Origin of the sequence: Pararobbsia alpina (genome assembly GCF_902859895.1) — a bacterium.
Lineage (GTDB): Bacteria > Pseudomonadota > Gammaproteobacteria > Burkholderiales > Burkholderiaceae > Pararobbsia > Pararobbsia alpina.
Window position 1 is genome coordinate 130,802 of the sequence record NZ_CADIKM010000013.1, and the last position, 10,368, is coordinate 141,169.

The 10,368-nt window shown below is 62.1% G+C and carries 8 protein-coding genes; 3 read left to right on the forward strand and 5 right to left on the reverse strand.

The genetic code is table 11. From position 1 onward, the window contains the following. The first annotated feature begins 2 nt into the window (after nucleotides 1-2). Nucleotides 3-1,436: an amidohydrolase family protein gene (locus HV670_RS15440; RefSeq protein WP_175105655.1), complete on the forward strand. Its 1,434-nt coding sequence runs from the start codon at nucleotides 3-5 to the stop codon at nucleotides 1,434-1,436. Between the two features lie 23 nt (nucleotides 1,437-1,459). On the opposite strand, the gene nhaR is transcribed toward HV670_RS15440, so the two are convergent. Then, nucleotides 1,460-2,380 carry a transcriptional activator NhaR gene (nhaR, locus tag HV670_RS15445; RefSeq protein WP_175105656.1) on the reverse strand — a complete coding sequence of 307 codons (921 nt, stop codon included), beginning with the start codon at nucleotides 2,378-2,380 and terminating at the stop codon, nucleotides 1,460-1,462. Nucleotides 2,381-2,681: 301 nt separating this feature from the next. Here nhaR and HV670_RS15450 point away from each other — a divergent pair, with 301 nt between their 5' ends. Both HV670_RS15450 and HV670_RS15455 read left to right on the forward strand, forming a co-directional pair. Then, nucleotides 2,682-3,188, forward strand: a complete 507-nt coding sequence (locus HV670_RS15450; RefSeq protein WP_175105657.1) for a CBS domain-containing protein — start codon at nucleotides 2,682-2,684, stop codon at nucleotides 3,186-3,188. Between the two features lie 139 nt (nucleotides 3,189-3,327). Continuing rightward, on the forward strand, nucleotides 3,328-3,537 hold the full coding sequence (locus HV670_RS15455) for a helix-turn-helix domain-containing protein (protein WP_175105658.1): 210 nt from the start codon (nucleotides 3,328-3,330) through the stop codon (nucleotides 3,535-3,537). 67 nt (nucleotides 3,538-3,604) lie between these two features. On the opposite strand, the gene HV670_RS15460 is transcribed toward HV670_RS15455, so the two are convergent. From HV670_RS15460 to HV670_RS15475, 4 genes are all read right to left on the reverse strand, one after another. Continuing rightward, nucleotides 3,605-4,192, reverse strand: a complete 588-nt coding sequence (locus HV670_RS15460; protein ID WP_175105659.1) for a plasmid pRiA4b ORF-3 family protein — start codon at nucleotides 4,190-4,192, stop codon at nucleotides 3,605-3,607. 165 nt (nucleotides 4,193-4,357) lie between these two features. Further along, nucleotides 4,358-6,601, reverse strand: coding sequence for a DEAD/DEAH box helicase (locus HV670_RS15465; RefSeq protein ID WP_175105660.1), 2,244 nt, complete (start codon nucleotides 6,599-6,601; stop codon nucleotides 4,358-4,360). Next, nucleotides 6,576-7,880 carry an ATP-binding protein gene (locus tag HV670_RS15470; protein WP_175105661.1) on the reverse strand — a complete coding sequence of 435 codons (1,305 nt, stop codon included), beginning with the start codon at nucleotides 7,878-7,880 and terminating at the stop codon, nucleotides 6,576-6,578. The genes HV670_RS15465 and HV670_RS15470 overlap by 26 nt, the downstream gene beginning before the upstream one ends. Next, nucleotides 7,877-10,105, reverse strand: a complete 2,229-nt coding sequence (locus HV670_RS15475; RefSeq protein WP_175105662.1) for a tellurite resistance TerB family protein — start codon at nucleotides 10,103-10,105, stop codon at nucleotides 7,877-7,879. The genes HV670_RS15470 and HV670_RS15475 overlap by 4 nt, the downstream gene beginning before the upstream one ends. Between the last annotated feature and the right edge of the window lie 263 nt (nucleotides 10,106-10,368).

Consider the following 10,368-nt stretch of genomic DNA (forward strand, 5'->3'; position numbering starts at 1 on the left):
CCATGGACAATTCGTTTTTGATTCGCAATGCGCAAGCCCTCATGACGGGCTTGCCCGGTGCGGCGGCGCGTCATGCAGGACCCAGTCTGCGCGTCGTGAACGGACGTATCGACGCAATCGGTACGCTCGAGGCACTGCCAGGTGAAGAAGTGATCGACGCGCAGGGATGCGTCGTCTATCCGGCCTGGGTCAACACGCACCATCATCTGTTCCAGTCGATGATCAAGGGCGATCCCCACGGCATCAACTGTTCGCTGGGCGACTGGCTGGAGGCGACGCCGTATCGCTTGCGGCCCGCCTTCGACGAAGCGACCTTCAGGCTCGCCGCGCGCACCGGCCTCCTCGAGCTCGCTTTGTCGGGCTGCGGCACCGTGGCGGACCACAACTACCTGTATGGTCCGGGCATGACGTTCGATCCGTCGGCGGTGCTGTTCGAGGAAGCGGCGCGTGTCGGTGTGCGGCTCGTGCTGTGTCGCGCGGGGGCGACGCGCACGACCCGCTACGAAAACGAACACGCAAGCGTTCCGGCGGAGTCGCTCGAGCAGATTTTCACGGACATACAAAGGCTGAAGCACCTCTATCATGAGGACGGCGACAACGCGATGCGGCGCGTTGCCGTAGCGACCACGATTCCGTTTCATGCCCTGCATCCGCACGAGTTCCGTGACATGGCACGCTTCGCGCGCAGCGAGGGCCTGCGCATGCACACGCACCTCAACGAGACCATTGCCGACCGCGAGTTTTCGCAAGACTTGCACGGCATGTCGCCCGTTGCGTTCGCCGAAAAGCATGAATGGATGGGGCCGGACGTGTGGTTCGCGCACATGGTGAAGCCCGATGCGGACGAGATCGCGACCTTGGGGGCAAGCCAGACGGGCATCGCACACTGTGCGCAAAGCAACGGGCGCCTGGGCAGCGGTATCGCGCCGATCCCGGCGCTCGCACGCGCAGGCGCGCGCATTTCATTGGGCGTGGATGGCGCTGCGTCCAATGAAGCGGCGGACATGGCATCGGAAACGCATTTCTGCTGGCTCGTGCATCGGGCCGGACGCGGTTCGCAAACCATGGCCGGTGCGCTGGGTGGCAAGGCCGATGGCAACACAGATGGCGGTGCCGACGCGGTGACGATTGAAGATATCGTGCATTGGGGAACATCAGGAGGAGCCCAGGTGCTCGGACTGCCAGCGGTCGGCAGTCTCGAGTGCGGCAAGGCAGCGGACATCGCCATCTACAAGCTCGACCATCCGCGCTATTTCGGTTTGTTGGACCCGGCTATCGGACCGGTGGCATCGGGCGGCACGCCCAACCTGCGGGCCTTGTTCGTGAACGGTCGCAAGGTGGTCGAGAACGGCAAGCACGTCGGCATCGACACTGAGCAACTGCGTGCCGATGCGATCGAAGTCGCGCACCGCATGCGCGCGTTTTCGGCGAACTAGACTCGCAACGTAGGGCGAAAGCCCTACGTACTTGTCCGATCATCGCGAACCCTAGTGCCAAACAAGCCACTACGTGCGGCGCTCATGATCGATGTAATCGCCGGATGACTGATCCGACGCTCGATTGAGATTGCGAAAAACTCCTCCACGATCGTGTCGATGTGGCCTACCGTGCTCAACGCATGTTCCCGTTTCAATTGGGCGGCCAGCACCGATGGGGCGAACAGCACGCCCCGCCCTTCCCGGCCGAACGCGATCGTCAGCGCGCTATCGTCGAATTCGCCCACGATTTGCGGTGAAATTCCACGTGTATTCAACCAGTGGTCGATCTTTCTGCGTACTGCCGAGTCAACGCCGGGCAGCAGCACGGGCATTGCGTTGAGCGAGTTGGGGAAATCCTCCGCTACGCGCGCGGCTAGCGGCTTCGGTGCGAAGCAACTCAGTGTCGAACGTCCGAGCGGGTGGTTGAAGGCCTTCACGTTCACGTCGGACGGAATCGGCGCATCGGCAATGATCAAATCGAGTCGATGCACCGCCAGTTGGGAGAGCAATGAATGCAGCTTGCCCTCCAGACAGACGAGTCGCAAAGACGTCGAGCGGTTCAGCGCAGGCTCGAGTAGCCGGTACGCCACGGCCTTTGGCACCGAGTCCGCCACACCCACCCGCAGTTGAGTCTGCGCGACGTCCTGATCGCGCCTGATCGCACTCTCCATCTCGGCGCCGAGCGAGAAAATCTCGTCGGCGTAGTCGAGCGCAAGACGACCTGCATCCGTCACGTCGAGATTGCGGCCGCTTTTTTTGAAGAGCTTCCTGTCCAGCGACGCTTCGAGCAGTTTGATCTGGCCGCTCAGCGTTTGCGGCGTGATATGCAGTTGCGCGCCAGCGCGCACGAGACTGCCGGCGTGCGCCGCAACCCAGAAATAATACAAGTGCCTGAAGTTCATTCAGCCTCCGGAGCGGAGCGTCCAGGATTCGGTTTTCTCGAATTAAAGCGATTGAAAATACGAGTTTTATATCACCTTCGTCTCCGCTACGATGGCATCAATAGAAAGCAATTTGAAAGCAAAGAGATTCACGACCGGTATGGTCCCTGGCAACACGGTGGCAGTGCGTCGTCAATAGTCCACTGCTCGCCCCCACGGACAACGCCTCGTCTTTCGGAGAATGGTTCGATTTCGTCGAAGCGATCCGCTCGCGCTTCGGAGCAGCACCCCTCAGATACGCGGTAACAAGGGAGGACGCGCCATGGCATCCGTAGCACAGGTTTTGAAATCAAAGACCAACAGATCATTTCATACGGTTCCCTCTTCAGCCACTGTGTTCGACGCCATCGTCGTGATGTCACGCGAAGGCATCGGGGCTTTGGTCGTGACATGCGGCTGCCATGTGTGCGGCATGGTTACCGAGCGGGACTATGCGCGCAAAGTGATCCTTCAAGACCGCTCGTCACGCAACACCACGATCCATGAAATCATGTCGACGCCCGTGCGCTTTGTACGGCCTTCGCAGACGTCCGATGAATGCATGAGGCTGATGACGGACCATCGCATCCGCCATTTACCGGTAATCGAAGACGGTGTGCTGATCGGACTCGTGTCAATCGGTGATTTGGTGAAGAACCTGATCGCTGAGCAGCAATTCGCGATCGATCAGCTCGCAGCGTATGTGCATGGTACGAGCCTCGACGCAGTGTCGATGGCGATCACGCACCGTCCCGCATTTCGCCAGATCCTGGATATGAGCCACCCGTAACGTTGTGAACCGGCCCTCTCTCCATTCTTTCGAGGTCCCTTCGAGGCCTTCCATGCTCCGCGACAATAGATTAGATCTTCATCTGGAAGAAAACGGCCGGTCAGCCGGGTTCCGAAAGCGCTTTTCCACTCGCCTCGACATGAGCATCAAGCGCGCCCGAATCACGTCGCGCCTGGTCGCGACCTACGTGGGCGTCAAGGAGCGCGATGTCGATTTCTGGCGCGCTGGCATTACCGTTCCGCATGGCGCGCAGTGTCAGCGCCTTTCGCAATTGCTGGGTGTCGATCTCAGCTGGCTGTGCCTGGCCGCCGCCCCAGTCGTGCGCGAGTACGGACATAGGGTGCTCTGATCCCTGTTCACCGAGCTTCGGACAGCGGCTGCGGTGGGCCGTGACGTGACGCGCCCGAGCCGCCGCGCTACCGGATGCCCCATCCGTGGCGCGCCATCCGCACAAGGGTGGCGTTCGCGGCATGACGATCGAACAGGTTCGGGTCGTAGTCGGGGCCGATCCGGTCCAGGTAGCGGGTCGCTTCGTCCACGCCGGCTTCGCCCTTGAGCCGGGTGATGAAAGCCGCATATCCGCTCGGACCGCCGATGTCTTCCGGGGGACATGCCCGTTCTCCGGCCGTGACGCTCGCACAGCCAACCTGATGGGACACCAGTTCGATCCGTTCGACGACGATGCGATGCTCCCAATCGTCGCCGAAATCGTATCGGTAGCCGAAAGCATCCCCGACGGCGGCGGCCACCCCTTCGATTGCCTGCGTGCTCTCGTCCTCGACGTCGTCGCTGAGCTCGGTGCCGCCGTCACGCACATTGGTAAAGCGGTCTACCCCGACCTCGAACTCGTGAAGATGGGCATCGTCCCACCCAAACGCGACCTGGATCACGTGGTGCAGGTAGCCGAGACTCGCATTGCCGTCAATCTGAACTCGACGCCAGATCAACGGCTCGATGCTGAGCAACTCGATGCGGAGTGTGTGAAGCTTCAGCTTCTTTGTCATTGCTGTGCCAGGCGAGATAAAGTTTTGTCTAGTTCATGCGCTAGCTATATGAGGCATCATTATCGATCGATGACGGTCGAGCGAGAAATCCATATTTATACCGGGAACCGTGGATACTCATTGAGCCCCCCGGCGGCGGTTTCAAGCCTTCAGGGGCCCCCACCATCAGACGGCGTCGCGAGGTACCCCAGCGACAATCTGCGCGGCTTGCGCCAGCGCACCGGCAACATCGAGCTTGAGCGACGCAAACGCAGCCCGCTTCACATCGTCCGGCAGCGCCCAGTCCCACTTTTCGTTATCGAGGTTCCCGATGCCGTTCAGGGCGTGCTCCGCGATCGACAAAGGTTGGGCCGCTATCTTCCGCAGCGCCTCCAATACGGCTTTCACGCTGCTGCCAGACACCTCGACCGTCACACCCCGGTTCAGCGCGTCCTGCTTCTCCGCCCGAAGCAACAGGACCAGCGCGTCGTTCACCCAGTCACCGCGCCATGTCGCCAGCACGACATGGGCGCCCTCGGTCAACACCTCGGTCTGCCCCAGATTAGCCGCGGCAAAGTATCCGCGCGCCTCGTCGAGCAGGCCACGCGCTTTCGAATCAAGGTAGGTCACGGGCGAAGCATCGGCCAGCACGCGCCGCATCTCGGCCCGTACCTCGTCATGAACCATGGCCCCGGACCCATCGAAGAGCGGCGGAACCCCACCCTGGTCGGGCAACACGAACACCACCTTCTTTTCGGCATCGACTTCCTGCACACGCCAGCGGCTGCCGCCGAAGATGATGCCCTGGCCCGCACTCAACGGACGAGCGACTGGAAGCGAGCCGAGCGAACGCGCTCCGGCAACGATGCGAAACTCCTCGTCGCTCGAAAAGGCCGCATAGAACTCGTAGTGGTTGACCCGCCTCTCGCCGAGGACGCCATGCAGCAGCAGGCCGCTTTTTTCCTGGACGATGAGGTCCGCTTTCCCAAGACTGCGCAGAATAGTGGAGAACAGGGTCTTGTCGATCGCCTCGAACGGGCCCGTCGCGATCAGTATCTGCCAAAGTTCCGATGCATGGCATCCACCCCGCTCCGCAATGATGGACAGAATCTGCTGCACGAGCGTGGAGACATGCAAGCCACCGGCTCGAGGCGGCTCGAACCATCGCCTGAGCAAGAGATTGACCATGGCAATCGACTGGACCAGCCCCTCACGGATACGGTCCGAGAAGTCCGAGTCGGATTTCAGTTCGGCTTCGACACAGTAGCCGCGCAGAATGGCAGCCTCTCCTTTGCGGCGCCCCGACCGCCCGAGGCGCTGACGCAGGCTTGCAACCGAAGGCGATGGCCCGATTTGCACCACGCTCTTCACGGCTCCGATGTCGATACCGAGTTCGAGCGTTGTCGTGCAGACGGCACTCGCCGGCCGGTCCCCGGCCTTCAGTGCCCGCTCGGCATCTTCACGCAGCTCCTTCGACAGGCTGCCATGATGTGGCCAGAACTCGTTCGGATATCCTTCGCGCTCGCACGCCCTGCGCAGCAGGTCGGCATAGATCTCGACCATCCGCCTGCTGTTCGGGAAGATAAGATTGTTCGTCCCTCGCAGCGCGCGGTATATCTGGTTCGCCACATCGACCGTGCTGCCAGGTACCGCGTCCTCCATTTCGACGCTCTGAAGACCGGGCTCCAACTCAATGCGAGCGGGCTTTTTCAGAAAGCCCTTGATAAGGATCTGAAGATCCTGCGCCGCGGCTTTCGATTCGATGATTTCCACCCGCCGGGCGGGCTTCGGGCGAAGAAAACGCGCAGCCAGCTGCATGTCTCCCAAGGTCGCCGACAAGCCGACGCGGGGCACGAAGCGAGCGCATGCAATCTCGATACGATGAATGAGCGATTGCAACTGCATGCCTCGCTCGGATCCGATGAACGAATGCAATTCGTCCACCACCACATAGCGCAGTGCCGCGAAGGTCGTCCGCAACGAAGCGCCGCGGTTCACGAGCATGGCTTCGAGCGATTCCGGCGTGATAAGAAGAATACCCGTCGGGCTCCTGAAGAAACGTTGCTTGCGACTCGCGGATACGTCACCGTGCCAGCCGGTCACCGCAATGTCGAGCGACTTGCACAGATCGTCCAGTCGTGCCCACTGATCATTGATCAACGCCTTCAGCGGGCTGATGTAGAGGACGCTTGCCTGGCACGGTTCGTCCCTCAGCAGATTCGACAGGATGGGGAAGAAAGCCGCCTCGGTCTTCCCCGCGGCCGTCGCGGCGGCGATGATGACGTCGCGGTCCGCATCGAGGAGTGCCGGCACGGCCCGTTCCTGTGCGTCCCTGAGCTCGGTCCAGCCTTCCTGCCAGATCCATCTGCGGATCCGCTCGTCGAGCAGGTCAAAACTTTGGGAACTAGAGCCGGAAGCGGGCGAGTTCATCGTCACCGTCTATCGCCGTGTCGAATACGTCGGATGCCCCACCGGTGTCCGGCTCGACATCCAATACGCCGATCAGCTCGCGCCAGTCCGCCGTCTGGTTTTGTTCGAGCACGGCCAGGAAGTTGATGAACGCGGTTATCGTCGTGCGCGGCGTTCTGAAATAGGCCTCACCCAGTCGCGCTGCACAGTGCCCCATGAAAGCGCGAATGGCTTCGTCGGGTATCAGGTATTTGCTCGCATCACCGAACGCATGGACGCTGCGGATCTTCTCGAGCAGGACGTAGAAGTCTTCCGGTGTCAGGCTCTCAAGCCGTACGATGGGGCCGCTGTAGTCGACCAGCCCATCGGTGGCAAACGCGTTTTCCGTGAGTCGCGACTGCAGCGCAGGATAGCTGTACAGGCCGCGCTTCGTGTCGAGCAGGAACTCGGGCGTGCCGCCCAATACAAAACCGAGGCCCTCGGCCGAACCCTGCAGCGAGTCGTTCAGGATGCGCAGTATCTGCTCGTAGTTCGAGTTGCGGGCCTGCACATTGGCCAGCTTGTACAGGTTCACCAGTTCGTCCAGACACACCATCAATCCGCTGTAACCCGCCATCCGCACGAAGCGCGCCAGGAGCTTGAGCTGGTCATACATGCTGGCATCGTCGACGATGGTCCGCACACCCAGTGCATTTCTCGCATCGGTCTTCGTCGAGAACTCGCCACGCAGCCATCGAATGGCATCGCTCTTGAGTGGCTCGTTGCCTTCTTCGAAACCGCGGCAATAGGCAGCGATGACGTCCGCGAAATCATAGCCGTTGACCATTTCAGTAAGCTGGCCGAGCTGTGCGCGGATGACTTCCTCGCTTGCCCTGCCGGAGGCCTTGGCCTCGGTCTTGGCCTGTCCGATGAATTTTTCGACGACGCCCGCGAGCGCACCGCCGTCGGGCTTGGTACGCGTCGACATGTTCTTCACGAGTTCCGCAAAGAGCGAACGCGCCTGCCCGCCGGACGCATGCAGGCGCCGGTCGGGGTTCAGATCGGCGTGAAGCGTGACGAGCTTCTTCTCGAGCGCGATGGCTCGAACGAGATTGAGGAAAAACGTCTTTCCCGCGCCGTATTCGCCGACGACGACGCGAAAGCTCGAGCCCCCGTCCGCGACGCGCTCGATATCCTTCAGGAGCGCTTCGAGCTCCTTCGCCCGACCGACCTGGATCAGGTGTTGCCCGACGCGCGGCACGACGCCTGCGCGCAGTGACTGCAGAACCGCATCACGGTCCCTGGGGCGTATCGTCATCATGCTGCCAACCTTTGTACGAGCGCTTGATTGATTTCCACCGGGTCTTCGCCATCCGTCAGCGCTTCATCCCAGTGGTCGAGAGACGCCTCATTCACTTGTTCGATCGCACCGTCCAGCATCAGATCGAGGTCCCCCGCGGCATCGGACAGTTCAGCCCGCGTCCACTGCGCACGCGTGACCAGCAAACGCAGGAAGGTCGAATGAGCATCGTCCAGACCGAGCAGGCCGCCGGGGGCTTCCGCAGGACCGGGACCCTCCACGGAAGCTTCCTTGCGTACTGTATCCGGGGTATGCACCGCATGGACGATGTCTTCGGCAAACACATTCGCCAGCAACACCGAAACCTGCGCGGTCTCTCTCTGCAGCGCTGCGATGCGGGCGTCATTCAGCACGAAAGGTACACCCGTATTGGTGGCCGGAACGCTCGACGAACCCGCCGGCCTCGGTTTTCCCGATCTCGAGGGTGTACCCGCTGAGCCCTGATGCAAGTCAGCATAGAGCTTCTGCGGCTCGAACTCGAGCGCACGATAGACCTTCTCGAGCATTTTGACTTCGGACGGTGTCACGACGCCTTCCGCGCTGGCGGTCTGAACGAGGAATGCCGCGACGGCCCGCCGCGCATCTGCCGACAGCGGTCTGAGCCGCTTCTTGAGCGAGGCCAGCGTCATCGGCTGGCTCAGCTGACCCAGCTGCATAGCCGCACGTGCCAGAAGCCGGCTCTGCTGGTCGCTCGTGAATCGAACCCATGAGTCGATCCGGTGATGGATGAGCGTCGTCTGACGCGGGGACGCGGCCCCGTCGATCCTGGCCAGCGAAGCGGCGAGCTCCACCATGAGGGATGCCGTGACATAGGCCGGCTCGGCGACGGGCAGGCTCGCACCTGCCGGCGCGGCGAACAGCGCTACCGCATCCCCAGGTTTCGGCGTACGCGCTCCCATGCGCACATCCGGCTCGACGGCAACGCCCACACGATCCAGCGCCCCAATCAATGTGCTCGCTTTGGCGCGGGTGATGCCACCCATCGATTTGAAGTGACCGAGAAGCTCGCCGAACGTCATGACGACAGTCGACTCCCGAACCCTCACGGCAAGTGACTCGAGTTGCGCCTGGAACGCCTGCGGCCATAGATCATAGGGGAGCACGAGCGCGGCATCGAGGGTGCCCTCGCTGCCCGGGTACCGGCCCAGATAGCGACTATACGCGCGCAGTGCCTCGGCACATTCGATGACGAGTTGCTGGAGCTTTTTGCGCGGGCCGGTCGCCGCTGAAACATCCGGCAGGTTCGCGAGGCAGGGCGGCGGCGGCTTATCAAGTAGCGCGGGAAAGGCGGTGCCCGGCATGGTCAGCGCGGTCCGGTTGACGGAGACGATCATCCCATCCCTGAAGCGCTCGCGGTATTTCTTCGCGAAGAGCAGCCGGAACTGTTCGCCCGACCGCATGACAGGGGTGCGCTTGGCGATCGCCGCGTCGAGCGTGGCCCAGCACAGCGCCCATTCGGCCGGAACCGGTACCCGGTCGACTGCCGCTTGAGCGAACGCGACGCGGACCGACAACGGAACTTGATAGCCTCGTGTCGATTTCACGGTCGGCGATGTCTTGTACAACCGGGCGGGTGCGATGGTCATCACCGAAATGACGTCCAGCAGATTCTCGGCGTGTGAGAGGAAGGACCAGTCGGTCGCCGCCTTCATCAGTCTTCGCAGTTCGCCTGCGATGTCGTCGTATTCGCTTGCACTGACGGCTTCGAGCGCCCCGTCGACGATGACTCGTCGTTCCAGCCCGAAGAGAAAGAGATTCAGGTATCCGACATGCGCGATCGACCCCGGGCGGTCCGAACCGAGCCATTCCAGATAGGCACGACGCTGTTCGGGGGACAGTTCTTCGTAGGCGAGCCCGAACAACGACGGAGCCGGTAACGACGGACCCTGCGACGAGGGACCTTGTGACGGCCCGCCCCCTCGAGGGGCGACGGCATGTCTTGTGTCGACCACGCACGCGTCGAGCCGGACCGGCTCTGACGGGCCTGTGCCTCCAAAATAGAAGAGCCCTCCCGTGATCGTCACGCCGCCCGCGACGACGTGCTCGCCACGGCCGACCCAGCGGACGGGTGAAATGACTGACTCCGGTGGTGGCTCGACCCTGAACCCCGGTACGTGCTCCGCACTCGATACGCTGACGGTTACCGGCGCTTCATCCTGCCCACCCGGCTGAGGCTCGGAATTCATAGTATGGTGACGTTCGAAACGGCTTGCGAACGTCTATATTACCGAAACACGGCGTATCGATGGCAGACCGGCACCGTACCCCCCGTGCCGGTCCGCGCCGCGGCTTCCTGCCGATCAGGAAGTCGCGTCTTGCTTTACTGCGATTGCCCTCTTACTTTGCAACGGCGGCTTCCGAGCGGACCGGCGTCGTTTCAAGCGGGCTGATCGCCTTCAGCGCCTTCGCCACCCCCGCACCGTAGGCGGGGTCCGCCTTCGTGCAGTGC

Excerpts from the sequence above, each read along its gene's own strand:
- HV670_RS15475 (WP_175105662.1), bottom strand. The coding sequence starts at position 10,105 with ATGAATTCCGAGCCTCAGCCGGGTGGGCAGGATGAAGCGCCGGTAACC.
- nhaR (WP_175105656.1), bottom strand. The coding sequence starts at position 2,380 with ATGAACTTCAGGCACTTGTATTATTTCTGGGTTGCGGCGCACGCCGGC.
- HV670_RS15460 (WP_175105659.1), bottom strand. The coding sequence starts at position 4,192 with ATGACAAAGAAGCTGAAGCTTCACACACTCCGCATCGAGTTGCTCAGC.
- HV670_RS15440 (WP_175105655.1), top strand. The coding sequence starts at position 3 with ATGGACAATTCGTTTTTGATTCGCAATGCGCAAGCCCTCATGACGGGC.
- HV670_RS15470 (WP_175105661.1), bottom strand. The coding sequence starts at position 7,880 with ATGATGACGATACGCCCCAGGGACCGTGATGCGGTTCTGCAGTCACTG.
- HV670_RS15465 (WP_175105660.1), bottom strand. The coding sequence starts at position 6,601 with ATGAACTCGCCCGCTTCCGGCTCTAGTTCCCAAAGTTTTGACCTGCTC.
- HV670_RS15455 (WP_175105658.1), top strand. The coding sequence starts at position 3,328 with ATGAGCATCAAGCGCGCCCGAATCACGTCGCGCCTGGTCGCGACCTAC.
- HV670_RS15450 (WP_175105657.1), top strand. The coding sequence starts at position 2,682 with ATGGCATCCGTAGCACAGGTTTTGAAATCAAAGACCAACAGATCATTT.